The organism is Methylobacterium sp. NMS14P (genome assembly GCF_028583545.1).
Classification (GTDB): Bacteria; Pseudomonadota; Alphaproteobacteria; order Rhizobiales; family Beijerinckiaceae; genus Methylobacterium.
The window spans coordinates 5,251,498-5,267,563 of the sequence record NZ_CP087106.1; the positions used below are offsets into that span (position 1 = coordinate 5,251,498).

General features: G+C 66.0%; 12 protein-coding genes. 6 read left to right on the top strand and 6 right to left on the bottom strand.

The genetic code is table 11. From position 1 onward, the window contains the following. The first annotated feature begins 334 nt into the window (after window positions 1-334). The 3 genes from LOK46_RS25000 to LOK46_RS25010 all read left to right on the top strand — a co-directional run bounded on the left by LOK46_RS25000 (window position 335) and on the right by LOK46_RS25010 (window position 2,784). Complete coding sequence (locus tag LOK46_RS25000) at window positions 335-1,033, top strand: hypothetical protein (protein ID WP_273561052.1); 699 nt, start codon at window positions 335-337, stop codon at window positions 1,031-1,033. 29 nt (window positions 1,034-1,062) lie between these two features. Beyond that, window positions 1,063-1,395, top strand: a complete 333-nt coding sequence (locus tag LOK46_RS25005; protein WP_273561053.1) for a hypothetical protein — start codon at window positions 1,063-1,065, stop codon at window positions 1,393-1,395. A 444-nt stretch (window positions 1,396-1,839) separates the two neighbouring features. Beyond that, window positions 1,840-2,784 (top strand): glycoside hydrolase family 16 protein, encoded by a 945-nt coding sequence (locus tag LOK46_RS25010; RefSeq protein WP_273561054.1) that lies wholly within the window; start codon window positions 1,840-1,842, stop codon window positions 2,782-2,784. A 431-nt stretch (window positions 2,785-3,215) separates the two neighbouring features. On the opposite strand, the gene LOK46_RS25015 is transcribed toward LOK46_RS25010, so the two are convergent. The 6 genes from LOK46_RS25015 to LOK46_RS25040 all read right to left on the bottom strand — a co-directional run bounded on the left by LOK46_RS25015 (window position 3,216) and on the right by LOK46_RS25040 (window position 11,392). Next, a complete protein-coding gene (locus LOK46_RS25015) occupies window positions 3,216-3,908 on the bottom strand; it encodes a class I SAM-dependent methyltransferase (protein ID WP_273561055.1) in 693 nt (230 codons plus the stop codon). 244 nt (window positions 3,909-4,152) lie between these two features. Beyond that, window positions 4,153-5,265, bottom strand: a complete 1,113-nt coding sequence (locus LOK46_RS25020; protein WP_273561056.1) for a glycosyltransferase — start codon at window positions 5,263-5,265, stop codon at window positions 4,153-4,155. Between the two features lie 69 nt (window positions 5,266-5,334). Beyond that, window positions 5,335-6,999, bottom strand: a complete 1,665-nt coding sequence (locus LOK46_RS25025; protein WP_273561057.1) for a Wzz/FepE/Etk N-terminal domain-containing protein — start codon at window positions 6,997-6,999, stop codon at window positions 5,335-5,337. A gap of 1 nt (window position 7,000) precedes the next feature. Further along, window positions 7,001-9,043 carry a glycosyltransferase gene (locus tag LOK46_RS25030; RefSeq protein WP_273561058.1) on the bottom strand — a complete coding sequence of 681 codons (2,043 nt, stop codon included), beginning with the start codon at window positions 9,041-9,043 and terminating at the stop codon, window positions 7,001-7,003. A gap of 268 nt (window positions 9,044-9,311) precedes the next feature. Beyond that, on the bottom strand, window positions 9,312-10,631 hold the full coding sequence (locus LOK46_RS25035; protein ID WP_273561059.1) for a glycosyltransferase: 1,320 nt from the start codon (window positions 10,629-10,631) through the stop codon (window positions 9,312-9,314). Further along, a complete protein-coding gene (locus LOK46_RS25040; RefSeq protein ID WP_273561060.1) occupies window positions 10,628-11,392 on the bottom strand; it encodes an HAD-IA family hydrolase in 765 nt (254 codons plus the stop codon). The genes LOK46_RS25035 and LOK46_RS25040 overlap by 4 nt, the downstream gene beginning before the upstream one ends. Before the next feature lie 623 nt (window positions 11,393-12,015). Between LOK46_RS25040 and LOK46_RS25045 the strand changes: the two genes are divergently transcribed. The 3 genes from LOK46_RS25045 (at window position 12,016) to LOK46_RS25055 (ending at window position 15,941) form a co-directional block, all read left to right on the top strand. Further along, window positions 12,016-13,038 carry a glycosyltransferase family 2 protein gene (locus LOK46_RS25045; RefSeq protein WP_273561061.1) on the top strand — a complete coding sequence of 341 codons (1,023 nt, stop codon included), beginning with the start codon at window positions 12,016-12,018 and terminating at the stop codon, window positions 13,036-13,038. A gap of 184 nt (window positions 13,039-13,222) precedes the next feature. Next, window positions 13,223-14,284, top strand: a complete 1,062-nt coding sequence (locus LOK46_RS25050) for a glycosyltransferase family 4 protein (protein ID WP_273561062.1) — start codon at window positions 13,223-13,225, stop codon at window positions 14,282-14,284. A gap of 241 nt (window positions 14,285-14,525) precedes the next feature. Next, complete coding sequence (locus LOK46_RS25055; RefSeq protein WP_273561063.1) at window positions 14,526-15,941, top strand: lipopolysaccharide biosynthesis protein; 1,416 nt, start codon at window positions 14,526-14,528, stop codon at window positions 15,939-15,941. The last annotated feature ends 125 nt before the right edge of the window (window positions 15,942-16,066 follow it).

Sequence of the window (16,066 nt, forward strand, 5' to 3'; positions counted from 1 at the left end):
AGAAAATTCTGTTTTCTCAATTGTTTAAGGATGCGCGTTAACGATCTCTGGAGTCGGTGTCCAGAACCGGATTAGGCAGTTTTCGCCGCCGAAGGCCCGGGCCGCTATATGCGTGTTAAATTGGACACATCAGTCATCGTCAAAAGTGGTATTCTATTGAGCAAGCAAGACCGTTCTGAATGGTCGTATGCGGCGCGATTCCTCGGGGTGAGCCCTGCCGCTGCCGAACGGCCGTCGCCCGTGCGTGAGCCGGAGGGTTCACCCGGTCGACGGAGCGGTCGATGTCCTCGCGAGGCGGAAACCGTCCGCGCCGTGTGTTGATTGGGAGGCTACGATGAGGCAGCGCGGCCCATCGCGCGTGCAGATCCTGCTCGCCGCCGCGACCGTGTGGTCGGCCGGGACCCTGTCGGCGGCCGCACAATCCGCGGCGCCGCCCGGGCCGCCGCAACCGGCGCCGGCCCAGCCGGCGCCCGCACAGCCCGCACCGGTGCAGGCCAATACCGCCAATCCCGGGCAGGGGCAGCCCGCTCCCGCCGCTCCGGGCTGCGACGCGACCTGCGTGCGCGCCAACAACGAGCTCGCGTCCCAGATCTGCGCGCCTCGGATCGAGGCGCAGGCGCCGACGGATTTCGAGTGGGTCTCCCGGCCCTTCGCCAAGATCTTCCAGCAGGCCGAGGCGCCCGAAGGCGGCGCCACGGTGGTCCGCTACCGCGGCGACTCGATCCGCTTCCTCAGCCCCGCCAAGGAGTGGGTGCGGGTGACCTACGAGTGCGGGTTCGACGCGGCCAAGCGGTCGGTCGAGTACGTGCGGGTGCGGCTCGGCCGGCTCGACAGGGCGGATGCGCCCGCGCAGCCGGCGCAGCAGGGCCGACCGAACGCCCCGGCGCCGCAACCGATGTCGCCCCAGGCGCAGCAGCAGCAGCAGCAGGCCGCCCGAACCGGGACGGCACCCCCGCGCAAGCTGCTGCCGTCGGAGCCGAGCGAGATCGAGGTCCGTCAGGTCAATCCGCGAACCCGGCAGGCGCAGCCGTGAGCCCGCGGCCGATCCCCCGGGGGGGCGCGGTGCGAATCGCGACCGGCGCGCTCGCGCTCCTCGCGGCGAGCGCTGTGGCGGCCGCCGCACAGCCGAGTCCGCTCTCCGTGAACGACTGCACGCTGCTGCCCGATCCCGGGGCTCTCCGGCGCTGCCTCGACCAAGCCGAGGGGCGTGTCGTCGCGCCGCTTCCGCCGGTCGCGAGCCCGGCTCCGGTCGACCGGCCCGAACAGCCGGCGCAGTCCGTGCGCGGGGCGCCTGCCGCCAAGCCCGCGGCGCCGCCGGCCGATTTCCTCGGCAACCGCGGCGCACCTGTGCGGAGCGCGCAACCGTCGTCCCGGAAGGTCATCGAGCTCGAGTGAGGCGCGAGCCTGGTCGCGCCCGCTCCGCTTGCCCGAACAACAGCGTCGCGCCTGTCGATGACGCGGACGGCCTCCGAGCCGAGAGGCCGGTCGCTCCTCGCGCGCTGGTCGGCATCGGTGAACGGCCCGGCGTCCGGGCCTCCGCGTCTGTGGCCACCGCACAGCAGAGCGGCATCACGCCAGTCATCCCGGGCGAGCGGGGCCGCGGCGCCAGCCGCACTCGGCAGGCGCGATTATTGCGGGCGTCCGCCCTGCAGATCCGGATGTCGGGTTGCGAAACCGCGCGGGCGTGCGCCGGCCCGTTGTCAGGTTCCCCCTGTGATCGCGCGATCAGACTTCGCCGTCGCGCGTTCGAGGCCGCCCCTGCCGAAGCCTTGAGGCGAAAGCCGTCCGAGCGTTAGAACCAGTACCCAGTAATCGCCCCTGCGATTCGGAGCGCCTTGAATGATGAAGCCAGGATGGGTCCGCCGAGATATTGTGAAAACCGGTCTTCGAGGTCTGCCGCTCTGCACGATGGCGTCCCTGATGGGAATCGAACGCTCGAATGCGGCGATCGACGCGACCGCGGATCCCACCCAGGGGCGTGCGCTCATCTTCGATGAGCCGTTCAAGGAGATCAACGGCCGGATCTGGAACGGTGGTCCGAAGGCGACAACGGGGCCGTCCGGATTCTACGGACGCTCCGCCTTCGCGCCCCTCTCCGGGGCTGAGGGCTTCAAACCGTACGAGATTATCGACGATCCGGATGCCACGGGAGGCACTGCCCTTCAGATTTCCGCGAAATATATCGGGCGCACGATGACCGTCGTGAATTATTATGGAAACAACACGCCCGATTACCAATGGATTTCCGGTAACTTGCAGGCTGGAAGCCGCAGCGGCGTCGTGTCGATCGGCTGGGCACAGGGCTATTTCGAGGCCAGGATGAAGTTCCCGCGCCATCCATTGACCTGGCCCGCTTTCTGGTTGCTGAACCGAGACGGTATTGCGAATACAAAAAGAAGCATTGAAGTCGATATCGTTGAGCAGAAAGGGTTTGAGCCCAACCTCTACGGTGCATACCTGCACGAGTGGGGACAGCCCGGCGAGCATAACGAAGGGAGTGGCGTGCCGACGTCGGTCGACATGACCCAACAGTATTGTCGCTACGGCGTGCTGATCCGCGACGGGCAGTGCATTCCCTATTTCGAGCGCAAGCCGATCATCAACCCGGCCACAAACCAGATCAACATCTGGACACTCACGCGTGCGTCGGAAATGGAGAGAACCGGCGATGTCTTCTGGCCGCTCCTCACCCTGGCGTTACGGACAGATGTTCCGGCTCCCCAACTGACGGAAGCGCAGAAACTTGCCCATATGCGGGTCGATTACGTCCGCGTGTATGGCTAGGGATATGCCGCCCGGGATCGCGGCGGCCCGGGCGCGGAGACCCGCGATCGGCAGCGGCTCTCGGACGGCGCCGTTCCCGAGTTCTCGGTGACGGCCTGCCGGAACCGATTGTCGTCGACGGCTCTGTGCCCCGGCCCGCCTGGCCGGGACGGTTATCGCGCTGGCCTCGTCGGATGTCTGCAGAGGACTGCGCGCGGGCACGCAGGACGACGATGCGCGCGGGGATCCGGTCGATGTGCGCCTGCGCGACAGGATCTTACCTGCGCCGTCGCCCCTCTTGGTTGCAGAGATGGAACCGCGGACGTGGATGCGGCTGCTGTTTCGCCGGCCCGTTCAGATCTGACCGGGCGGTGAACATCGCTCTCCAGGCGTCGCGGGTGACCGGACGGTCGCGCGCGCGACACGCCGAGATCCGGCCCGATCGCTCGGCTTCATTCGGCAAGCACCAGAAGCGAGTATCCTCCCAGTACTCTGACAGTCGCATCCTTGTTGAGCGCGAACAGGGCCCGCCGCGGGACGCTCATCAGACGGCTCGACAGCGCCTGGTTCGGCAGCTCGATCCGGCTTGCAGTATAGCAATAATCGATCACATTGTACCCGCAATCACGTAGAGTAGCCAGCGCCGAATCTTTGAAGAAGTAATGGAGGTGACCAACGCTCTCCCTGAGGCGGAGGATCGGTTCGCGTCGGAGCAGCGACTGGACCGAAAGATCGAGCGGAATATGAAAGATCTTGAATTTGGCGAGCGGTCGAAGCTGTTTCGTGAAACTTACATAATCCTCGACATGTTCGATGACGTCGATGGCGAGCAGAACATCGAAGGGGGCGTCGGAGGCGTCGAACACGTTCTCGAGGAAGAACTTGGTCCGAGTCGTTTCCTTGCTCTTGGCGCGTTGATAGGCGTGGGGCGAAACTTCGTAGCCGAAGCCTCTGGAAAAATCGAATGCCCGTTCGAGGTTCAGAATAACGTCACCCGTGCCGCATCCGACTTCGCAGATAGTATCGAATCTGATCCCGTTTCTCTTGACGATGTTTCCGATCTGCGTCGCTTTCCAGGGCGCGTCCGATTCATGCCAGTCGGGATTGTTCTCTGCGTAGGTTGTGTTCTTGTATATCTCGAGCACTGTCGATACTCCACTGAACCATGGGGGCGTCGCCGAGGCCAAACTCAATTTCGCGGGCAGTCAGCATGTCTGATGTCGATCTTCGTTCTCGGACGAGGTGCAATCTGTGTTCATGCTGGCGTCATCAAGTTTCGGTCTTCCCGCAAAAATTCTCGGTTTGGTCTAGGCAACGAACCAAGGTGCGCTCGCAGTTCGGTGATGAAACGAGGCTGCCCATACCGCATCCGTGGACGATACGCGCGGATCAGATGATGGATTGCCGGATCGCATCGGCGTGAACATGAACCACATTCTCGGGATTGTAGCGCTCGATGTACTCCCTTCTGTAACGCGAAAATGATCTCTCTTTTTCCAAGTTGTCACAGTAGTAATCCATCGTTTTGATTAAGGCATCCTCGTCATTCGGAGGTACGAGACGCCCGAGGCGTCGATCGATCAGAATATCGCTCGGGCCAAATTCACAATCGGTCGATATGACCGGCAGCCCGCACCGCAGGGCTTCGCATATGGCTAGAGACCAGCCCTCCCAGCGAGATGTGGCAACAAAGATGTCGCCGGAGTCGAGTGCTTGTTGTGGATTGTCGGGGTGATATGTCAGTCTGATGACCTCTGAAAGGCCGAGCGAGTGAATCTGCTCGGTCAGGGCCGCCTTGTCGGTTCCATGTCCGACCAAGTTCAGGCGTATGTTCTTGCGATGCGCGTACAGCTTCGCGAAGGCCGTTACTAAAATATCCTGACCCTTCTGGAAATCGTATCGACCGACATTCACGAAAGTAATCGGGGCTGATTCGGTTCGCGTGTCGAGACTCGAGGGATCGAAGCGGCGAACCGGATTCGGCACCCAGTACATCGGCCGTGAGCAATTGAAGTCCTGTTTGAAGGCTTCAAGTTGCCTCGGAGAGGTGCCGAAGACGGAGCTTACATGGCGAAGGACGACATGCTTCACGAGGAAGAAATAGGCCGTCGATTTGAGGCTTGCCCCTTCGCGTCTCGGATTTCCGTGCAGGTGCATGGCGATCCGCTGTCGGATTCCGAGCCGCGCGATCCAGAACATGGCGGTCGGTTCGATCTGTGGAACGATCACCAAGTCGTAGGGTTTGTCTCGGATGACATTCCTGAACGTTCGTAGAAGGTTCAGCCGCGACGTAACCGGTCGGAAGACGCTCCTATAGAGCCGCGGCTCAGGCGGGTGATTCGCATGCTGTGAAAGCCTCAGCACGTCGACGTCGAATTCGGAGCTGTATCGTGCCGCGAGTTCGGTGCAGACGGTATCAACGACGCGTTCGATCCCAGCGAATACGGGTGTATTCGGCTGGATGTAGAGGATCCGGATCTTTTCCTTACTTTGAAGTCGCATCCACGCAACTCTTTTCGCGAAACCTGTCGACACTGAACTCGGGGGGCGGCGACGCCGCGCAGGCGTGGGTCAGACGCGATTGAGGACGGCGCCGATGACATGGGCGCCGGCGCTGATCAGGCCACTCACTGCGTCCGACAATTCGTCGACGGTAGTCCGCCCGGACTCGGCGACGATCACCACGATATCCGCCCGCCGGGCCGCCACCCGCGACTCCGCCGACACCGAGAGCGGCGGCAGGTCGAGGATGACGTAACCGCCCCGGCGCATCTGATCGATGACGTTCTGGAAGATCGGCGAACTGAGGGACACACCGGTGCTGACGGCCGTGTAGGGCGACCGCGACGGCAGGACGGGGACGCCTCCGAAATCCACAAATTTTGCCAAGGCCAGATGATTGGGGTTGATGACCAGGTCGGCGAGACTCGCGCCGACGCCGGCCTTGGAGTCTGGAGTCAGGAAGAACGTTCCGGCGCCGTGTATATTCGTGTCGATCAGACGCGCGGACCGCCCACCTTCCTGCAGCAGGCGCGCCAAGCTCAGGCCGATCAGCGTCGTGCCCGCGCGCGGGGTGCAACCGACCAGGGCAATGACGCAGTCGGAATCGTGGCCGCGCGCCGAGAGGGCCAACTGGATCGACGTCCGCAGGTCACGGATCCCCGTGGAGAATCTGACGTTGAGGAACCACGGCGCGTTGACGTTGCGCAGATCCACCGTCTCGCGGCGCCCGTCGGCGGTCCTGCGCAGAACCTCGGGCATCACGGCGAGACAGGGAAGACCGGCTCGCTGGACGAGATCCTGCGGCGTCCGGATCCGACGATCGAACGCCTGCAGCAACGCCACGGCCAACAACCCGCCCACGAGGCCGATCATCGCGCCGAGCCCGAGGATCAGGGTCTTTCGCGGAGCTGAGGGTTTGAGGGGCTGCAGCGCCGCGCCGATCACCCGCGCATCGGCATCGGGCGTCGGCGCATCCGGCAAGGTGCCCTCGGTGACGGCCGCCGCGGCGGACCGGGCCTGAGAGGCGAGGGCGTTGACGCGGCCCTGGAGGAACTCGGCGCCATTCTTGGCCGCGTCGGCTTTGGCCGCGATGGATTGCAGGAGATAGGCCGAGACGGCCGCGTTCGCCACGCGTCGCGCCAAGTTCGGATCTCTGGACGTGTACGAGACTTCAACCACGTATGATTGACCAACACGCCTGACGGTAAATTGCTCGGCGAAGCTCTCGAACTTCCTCTGCTGCAGGATGGCGGATGTCGAGGGCGGCGCCGTCCGCAGCCCCGACAGTTCCGAGGCGCTCGGCCCCGGCTCCTTCGGGCTCTCCGAATCGGGCGGCCCGAACTCGGGATTGTTCGCGAGCCGGAGACTGTTGAACACGTTGGCCAACAACCGTTCCGAGCGGAGTACCTGGAGCTCGCTCTCGGCCCGTCCAACATCGAGACTCGGCATCAGGGCACCGTCGGAGGAGCCCGAGCCCACCGGGCGCCGCGGCTCGAGCAGCAGCACCGCGGTCGCCGTGTAGGAGGGGGTTGCGGTCACCGCGTAGAGCGCCGCGCAGCCGATGCAGAAGAGCACCCAGAGGGCCACCGCGTATTTGTGCCGGTGGGCCGCCTTGAGGGCCGCCGAGATGACGGCCAGCGGGCCGTCCTGCACGCCGACGGATGTCGTGTCCGGAAAATGGGAGGCGGACTGGGTATGGTCCGGCGGGATCCGGTTGGTGTTGTAGATGTTCATCTCACGCTTTCCGTCGGATCTGCAGGGCCCGCTCGGGTTCCAGCCGTCCCAGGAGCACGTCCGCGGCGCCGCGTAGATTGCCGCGCAGCCGGCCGCGCCGGTCGATGAACGGCTCGGGAGCCGGGAAGCGCGTCACGTTGCTGAGAACGTTGCGGGTGATCTGACCGAAGACTTGAGATAAAGTCATCGTGCCCTTCCGCAGCATGTAAAGCGGGTTGACGATCTGCGAGTAGCCGAGCCGATCGCCCGAAATCCGGCCGCCCTTCACACCCATATGGACGCCGCGGGCCTCCAGGCATTTGACGAGCCGGCCTCCCTTGGCTGCCAGCGCTGCACCGAAGTCGCGGTCCTCGAGCCAGCCGTACAGGACGAGCCGCTCGTCGAAGCGCAGCGCGCCGATGGCGGCGCGGCGGAACGCCATGTTGCAGCCGTACGGGCTGAAGGCCTCGATCGGCGCCGACGGCTCGACCGGGCCGAGCGCCGCGAGCATCCGGTCGACCTCGGTGAAGCGCAGCCCGGGCCCCTTGATGCCGTCCGCGATGACGTCCCCCGTCAGGCCGACGATGTCCGGCGCGTCGTGAAAGCGCTGCGCGGCCGCGGCGAGCCAGCCGGCCTCCGGGACGAAGTCATCGTCGAAGAAGACCACAATATCGATCGCCTCGGGCAACGCGGCGAGGGCGGCGTTCCTCTGGGTGGCGAGGCCAGGACGCCCCGTCACCACCGTCACGCCGGGCCACGTGCCCGCCTCACCGGCATCGTCCGGGGTGACGCAGGAGATCAGGACGGCGGCGGGCTTCAGCGTCTGCCGATCCAGGATCCGCCTGAGGGTGCCGGTCACCACCTCGGGGCGGCCCAGCGTCGCTATGGCGACGGCGATGCTGGGCGCCGGGGGAGGTGCCGCGGGTTGCGCGGCGGAATGCGCGGCGGAATGCGCTGCGGACTGCGCGGCCGGCCGCGCCTTCGGCGCCCGCATGAGATCGAGGTAGCCCTGCGCCGAAGCGTCCCACGAGAAGAGGGCTGCTTGCTCGCGACCGCGGCCGATCAGGTCCGATCGCAGGCCCTGGCTGGAGGCCAGGGCGCGGATCTGGGCGATCCAGCGGTCCGGCCGGTCCGGCGGAGCGAGCAGGGCCGCTGACCCGCAGATCTCCGGCAAACTCGCGCGGTCGGTCGAGACGACGGGGCAGCCGCGCGCCATCGCCTCCAGTGCCGGAAGCCCGAACCCCTCCGTGAGGGAGGGGAAGGCCAGGCACAGGGCGCGCTCCATCAGGTAGGCGAGGTCGTGGTCGGTGACGAAGCCGAGGTGGCGAACGTTCTCGCCGCGCCGCAGGTCCTCGGCGGCGTAGATGGTCGCCTGGCCGCCCGCCACCACGAGGTCGAGCCCGAGTTCGCCCAAGGCAGGCGCCAGTTTGAGGAGCAGGTCGAGGTTCTTGTGGCGGGCGCGAGATCCGAGGGCCAGCACGAAGGGACGTTCCAGGCCGTCGGCGTCCCGGTCCAGACCCGCCGGCGCTCGGTCGGCCTGCCGCGGATCCCAGGCGTGCACGTGCTCGTGCCCGTTCGGGAGGACGACGATGTCGGAGGCCCTCACGGAGAGATGGTTCGCGATCTGCCCGGCCGAGAAGGTCGAGACGGTGGCGATCCGTGCGGCACGGCGGGCCAGAAGCGGCTGGAGCGTCCTGTAGAAGGTCCGGAACGAGGCGCTGTAGCTCTCCGGCGCGTTGAACACGTTCGCATCGTGGATGCAGACGACCTGATCCGCCTTCAGCGCGGGGGCGGTGTTGCAGAGGTTGAGCAATCGGCCGGGCCAAGCGCGCGGCAGGACGAACTGCTCCCAGGCATGCCCAGCCGCGGGTCCGACGGTGCGGAGCGGCGTGCCCGCGAGCCGGGGGTCCGCCGCGTCCGGCACGGACAGCAAGGGGGCGCTCTCGCCCCGGGCAGCCAGGGCCGCGCTGATCGCCCGGGTGACGTTCATCGCGTAGCGCTGAACTCCCGTCATCGGCTGGGTGAGGAACCGACCGTTGATCCCAAACGATCCGACTGCCGTCATGCTGTCGCTCTACTCCCTTCGGAGCCTCGATTCGCGGATCGAATACGAGAAGGACTGTTCCACCTTTCGCGCGCGCGGCGCGGTCCGACCCGTGCGCTCAGGAAGCGGGATCACGCGCGGCCGCGCTCGTGCGCAGAAATCCAGTCTGTAATATAGGCAAAAAAGCGCGGCGCTAATTATTTTGCAGCCAGCGCTTTGACTTTCTACAAGAAAATCCGAGTGCAGAAACAAGTGCCCGTGCGCTGCATTCGGAGACATGCCGGCGATCTCAGTTGGCGCCAGAGGCCTGCCGACGCCAAAGCGGCGGCTCCGAGCGCATTTCGAGCGCGGGCTCGTGCTTCCGCTGGCGGCGGGACAGGGCTTCTCTGTGGAGGGCGCGTCCCGCGTAGACGGCCTCGATCACGGGAAGAAGGAACCGGCCGATCCGTGGAAAGCAGCGGAGGAGCGCCCCTTCGCGCCAGAGACTGTCGCGGATCTGCTGCACGGGCCGGGACGGCCGCGGCGCTGCGTACTGCGCGCTCAGCTCGATTCGTCCGAAATCGCGGGATCTGCTGCCGAGGCTCAAGGTCGCGACGGCCCGGTCGTCCGGCCAGATGATCGCGGCCTTCAGGTCCGTCCACGCCCGCGCCGCATCGTCTGGGATCGTCACCACGTGCTCGAAGCGAAGACGTTCGATGTGAGCCAGGACGCCCGTGAAGAGGTCCGGCCGCGCCGGCGCGACCCGCGCCTCCCAGCCCTCTTCCTGGAGGTTGGCCCGCGGCGGCGATCCCGGATCGGGCTGGGAGAAGGTGCGGACACTCGGCAGGTCCGGTTCCAGGCAGGCCTCGATCAGGTGCCAGAAGCGCAGCACCGATGTGCGCGCGTCCCAGGGCTTGTACCAATCGCTCTCGACGCTCAGGCCGAGCGTGCGGCGGAAATGCGGTGTGGCGAGGCGCTTGTAGTTGCAGCGGGCGAACTGAAGTCCGGACCAAGTTCGCTCCGGGATGCCCTCCTGAAGCATGCGGACCGTACTGCCGTAGAGCCCGGTATCGACCAGCACGCAGTGGCGCGCCGGGCCCGCGCAGGCATCGAGATGCGCGCGGAAACGGGCGTCCTGCTGGACGACCGCGGCGCGAAGGCGGGCCACGCCGGGCTCGTTGCCGGCCAGCAGCGCGGTGAATGTCGCCTCCTCAAAGGGCGCATCCCAGGACGCCGGCAGGGCCAAGTCGTCGCGCTGCGCCAGCGCCGCCGCGATCTCCGCCATCGACCGTCCGCTGAACTCCCGACCGAGTTCGGAGAGAACGCCGGGGCTCGGCGGATCGAAGGCGGTGCGGGCGGCCACGAGGCGCGAGACCATGAGGGCCGCGTGCGGGAGGTTCGGCGGCAGACCGGTTCGGCTGAGGAATCGCTCGTAGACGAGTTGCAGGCGCAGGCCGCCCCGGGCGCAGAACAGGAGGACGGACCTGTCCGGCGCGAGGAAGCGCTCGACGAGCCAGAGGCGTAGGCAGAACTCGGCGAGGATCGGGCCGAGCACGCGCTGCCCGAACACGACCGCGTCGTCGCGTGCAGAGTCGCGTGCGGCATCACGTGCCGCGTCGGTCGCGCTCACGGCCCGACCCTCCTGGCCCTGCTTCGGGCGGCCCCGATCCAGTGCCGGTGCATCACGCGGGTGCGGACGGCGTCGAGGCGGCGACGCAGCACCACGTGGCGCGGCCGGAGCAGCTGTGCCGTCCGCAATCCCGCGGCGGCGGCCATGGTCACGTCCGCCAGCGTGTCGTCGCCAAGGTGGAGGATCTCGGCGGGAGCCACGTTCTCGCTCCGGAGAACGACGTCGAAGAGCGCCCGTTTCCGCTTGGTCGCGTCGTGATCGGCGCTGGTGTAGATATGCGTGATGGGATGATCTGGAGCCAACGTGTTCAGCAGATGCGCGATCGTCTCGCCGCGATGATAGGTATCGCTCACCGCGATGATCCTTTTTCCGGCCTGCGCGCGCTGCTTCAACCAGGTCATCAGCCGGGTGTTCGCGCGCAACTGGGCGAGCTCGACCGTGATCTCGGCCCGGTACAGAATGTCCGCGGCACAATCATCGAGGCTGAGGACGCGCGTCATGGCCGCGAGCATGTCGGCGAAGTGCACGTCGCCGGACGGATTGGCCAAGTCGAGTGCGCGGTAGGCTGCTCTCTGCACCTGCAAGCGCGCGGCGTAGATCGCGCCCGCACGGCGCGTCGTACCGAGTTCCGCCGCGAGCAACTGCGACGCGACCGTCGCGATATCGTGGAAGCGGCAGCGCTCGGATCGGTGATCGCGATGGAGCAGCGTGTCGAAGACGTCGCACGATATGATTCGGGCCGCCGTCTCAGGGAGGTGCATGCTGGCTAGATCTTTCTCGATCGGTTGCGACCGAACTTAATGTCAGGCCGCCGGACCGCGCCCGGCGGATCCCTTCTGCAATGACGGTGCCGCGGCGGCGCGATGTCCATACTGCGACCAGTATAGCAATAAATTGTCCCGTCCGACATGAATGAAGACGTCCAGCCACAGCCATAAGCATTGACGACGCGGCATCGCTCCCCCGGAAGGTGGGTTGATCGGCCCGGCGAGGTGCCCCCTTGTCGGGACCGTGCGCCCATACGAGGCCTGGAAGCGCCTAACAACTCCGCCGTTCGGTGTAGTGCTGGCGATCGAAGGTGCGACCTGCGCCGCGGGCGGCGACTGATACTCTCGGCCGTGCTCGGGTGACGTCGCGATGGTCCGCGTCGGCTGGCCGTGCTCACCGATCGATCGACAATACCGGGGAATTGAACGCCCCGCTCCAGGCCTCGTGAACGCCCACCTGATCGGGTCGATGTTCAGCAATGAGCCTCGATGTTTTGCAGGTGTTTTAAGACGTCGATCGTGGATTTCAGTCGGATCGCGTGCTAGCCACGCCGTGCTGGGCGCTCGATGCGGCGGGATACAGGGTCGCGAAGCGACGAGCGAGAAAGATACCTGTCGTGATCACGGAGCCCAAATTAGCGGTCGTCATTACCTGCTTCAACTACGAAAATTTTGTAGGCCGAGCGATCCAGAGCGTCATCGATCAGGGCAGCGACGCTTGTGAGATCGTGGTGATTGACGACGGATCGACGGATCGCTCGTGGTCGATCATCCAGCAATCCGGCGTGCCGGCGTTCCGGCTCCCGAACGGCGGTCAGAGGGCGGCCTGCCTCTACGGGTTGTCGAGGACCCGCGCCCCGTTTCTGCTGTTTCTCGACGCGGACGACGAGCTCCGTCCGGGCGCTCTCGCGCGCATCCTCCCGGCCCTGGATTCGGATGTCGCCAAACTCCAGTTTTGTCTGACGTGCATCGATTTGGCGGGAACTGTCCTGGCGGATCCTTATCCGGCTCTCGACGCCTTCCGCGGGCAGGACAGGATCGTCAACGACATCCTGCGCTCCGGGGTCTATCAAACGCCGCCCACGTCCGGGAACGTCTTCCGCCGCGACGTCTGCGAGCTGCTCCATCAATGTGAGTACGACCAGGCCGTCGATGGCGTGATCCTGCTGGCCGCTCCGTTCATGGGCGACATCGTCAGTCTTCCCGACAGTCTCGGCCTCTATCGCGTCCATGGCCGGAACGACTCGGGTCTCGGGCGCGTCCCGCAGGCCGCAACCTTCGAACGGGATCTTCGGCGGTTTCAGTCGCGGCTGGCGCATCTGCGGGACCTGCTCCGGAACTGGAGGCCCGGGGCCTCGCTCATCGAGCCGAGGAAGACGTACTATTTCCAGTTCCTCGAGTTCTGTACGGCGATTCTTCGAGGCACCCGGTACGGCGGCCGAGCGTTCCTGCGCCTGATCGGATCCGTCCTGACCGAACCGCGCCCGCTGAAATGGAAAGTCGCGAATGCGCTCTTCGTGGTGGCGATGTTCCTCGCGCCTGTTCGCTGCGCGCGGGCGTTGCTCGCCTTCCGCTTCTCGCTGCGGCGACGGCCGGTCCGCCAGATCCTGCGGGCGAGTTTAGGTGCGGGGCATTGTTGAGGCTCGGCAGGATCTAGAATTTCTCTCTTGCGATGAGCTGCGTATCAACACCTAAATATATACGAAAGTTGTATCAGTTTTCCTGTCTGACTAAGGTCTTATCTCGCGCTCTCATCGGCGCCGCGGCTCGCGCAGATCCGCAGCGCGGGCCGGGGCTCGGATCCGACACGTGCGCTCGTCAGTCATGCGTATTCTCCATCTGCTGAATCACACGCGCCGGCTGAACGGCCATGTCCACGCGGCCGTCGATCTGGCGTGCCAGCAGATGCAGCTCGGGCATCAGGTCGCGGTCGCCAGCCAAGGGGGCGATCTCGACGCTCTGCTGCGCTCCAACGGCGTCGAGACGATCTTCGCAAGTCACGCCCGCGGTCCGAGGCAAATCCTGAAGTCAGTCCTCGATTGTGGCAGCGCGCTTCGGCGCTGGCGCCCCGACGTCGTCCACGCCCATATGATGACCAGTGCCGTCCTGGCCTGGCCGACCTGCAGGCTGTTGCGCATTCCCCTCGTGACGACCGTCCACAACGAGTTCGAGAAGGGCGCGATCCTCATGGGCCTCGGGAACAGGGTCATCGCCGTGAGCGGCGCCGTCGCCGCGTCCATGCGGAAGCGCGGCATCGCGGGCTCGCGAATCGATGTCGTGCTCAACGGGACGATCGGCTCGGCCCGCATGCGCGGTCGATCCGAGGAGCCGCAGAACCTGGATCATCCCGCGATCGTCTTCGTCGGAGGCCTCCACCCGCGCAAGGGATTGCCCGATCTCCTCCAAGCCTTCGATGCGGCATTCTCCCACAACCCGGCGATGCGCCTCTACGTCGTCGGCGGCGGTCCGCACCAGGACGCCTACGAGCGCACCGCGCGCGCGCTGCCCTGCGCGGACGCCGTCACATTCGCGGGCCCGCGGGACGATCCTTACCGCTGGATGCTGGGCGCCGACATCTTCGTGCTCTCATCCCACGCCGATCCGGCCCCACTGGTGCTCTCCGAAGCCCGGGAGGCGGGGTGCGCGATCATCGGCACGAACGTCGACGGGATTCCTGAACTCCTCGACGGGGGACAGGCAGGCATCCTCGTCCCGCCCGGCGATCCCGACAAGCTCGCGCGCGCGCTGATCGCGCTCACCACCGACCCGGCACAGCTGAGTGCGTGGCGGGCGAAGAGCCAGCGCAACCTGGATCACCTGCGGATCGCGCGGGTGGCCGAGGAGACCTTGGCTGTCTACCGGCGTGCTGGCCGCGTCCCGGCCTGATGCCCGATCCTGCGTAGGGCCGGACCCTGGGCGGCATCCGCGCTGCGCCACCGCGGCGCGCGCGCGCAAGGCGGCCAAATTGGCTAGATTGATGCTTCCGCCGGATACTGGTCCAAGGCTGACGGGCAAGGGGGCCAGGATCGGAGCCGCTATGTTATTCAGTTCCGGATCTATTTCTTGAGCACGCGCGACTTCGCTTCGAGCCGCTGCGGGGTCGGCCGTCGCCGCGCGGGACACGTGCATGCTGGCCTTTAAGACGCTGCGCGGCGCCGGCTGGAGCGTCGCCGCCCGGTTCTCCGGACGCGCGATCGATCTCGCCACGCTGCTCATCCTCGCGCGAGTCCTGTCGCCCGCCGATTTCGGCCTGACGGCCATTGCCGCGTCCCTGATCGCCATCGTCGATATGGTGCTCGAGATCCCCCTCGTTCAGGCCCTGATGCGCCTGCCGCACGTCGAGAAGGCGCATCTGGATACGGCCTTCACGCTGGGCCTCCTGCGCGGTGTGGTGATCGCCCTCCTGCTGGTGGCGGCCGCCTGGCCGGTCGCGCGTATCTACAGCGACGCCCGGCTCGTCCCGATCATGCTGGTGTTCTCGGCGGCCCCGATAGCCCGGAGTCTGTACAGTCCGGGCATGGTGCATCTGTACCGCAACATCGACTTCCGCGTGGCGTTCATAGCGGACTTCTCCGGCAAGGTTGGAGCCGCCCTCATCTGCATCGGGTCCCTCTACGCGGGGGCCGGTTACTGGGCGCTGGTGATCAATCCGGCTGCATCCGCGGTCCTCCCGACCGTCCTGTCCTACGGGCTGGCGCCCTACCGCCCGAGGCTCTCGTTGGAGAAGGTGAGCGCCTTCTCGGCGTTCACGGGTTGGTTCACATCCTCGCAGATCCTGGCCGCCTTCAGCTGGCAGTATGATCGCGTGTTCCTCGGCTACCACGTCGACAAGGCCGTTCTGGGCCGATACGGGGTTGCCAGCGACTTCTCCGTGCTCCCGACCCAGAGCCTCATCGGACCCGCCATGCGCCCCGTCATGGCCGCGTTCGCGTCGATCGCCGATGACCGCCTGCGCCTACAATCCGCCTTCCTGAGGGCCGCTCGGCTCACGATGATCATCGCGTTCCCGGCCGGCGTGGGCATCGCCCTGACCGCCGACCAGATCGTCAGCGTCGTCCTCGGCGCGCAATGGGAGGGTGCGGCGCCCTACCTGCGCTGGCTGTCGCTGGCTATCATGTTCACGGCCTATTATCAGCCGGTCTCGACGCTCTGCCTCGCCATGGACGAGCCGGATGTCATGCTCAAGATCAATGTCCTGGAGTCGATATTCAAAATATCGACCATGACTTTAGGGTTCTATGTCGGCGGCGTCATGATGATGATCTACGCGCGCGTCGCGGCGGCCGTGTTTCATTTCCTGATCAGCGCGATCTACGCCCGGCGCCTCGTCGGTGTGGGCGTGGCGCGGCAGGTGCGCAACCTCTGGCAGGTCGGCCTCTCGTGCCTCGTGATGGTCGTCGCCGTCCTCGCGCTGCGGGCGATTCTGAGCCGCATCGATATCGGACTGGTCGGGCTCCTGTTGGCCATGATCGCCAGCGGCGTGGCGGCTTACGGTGTCAGCATGCATCTGCTCGGATTTCGCCTGCGGACCCTGCGCCCCTGAGGTCTCTCTGGGGCAGGACCGCTGGCGAACTGACCGGGCTCCCGGCGTTCCGCGGGGCCGATCGATGGAGTCACGAGCGACAAGTTGTCGACGCGCTACCGCCCTGCCACCCCCCGAAGACGGGC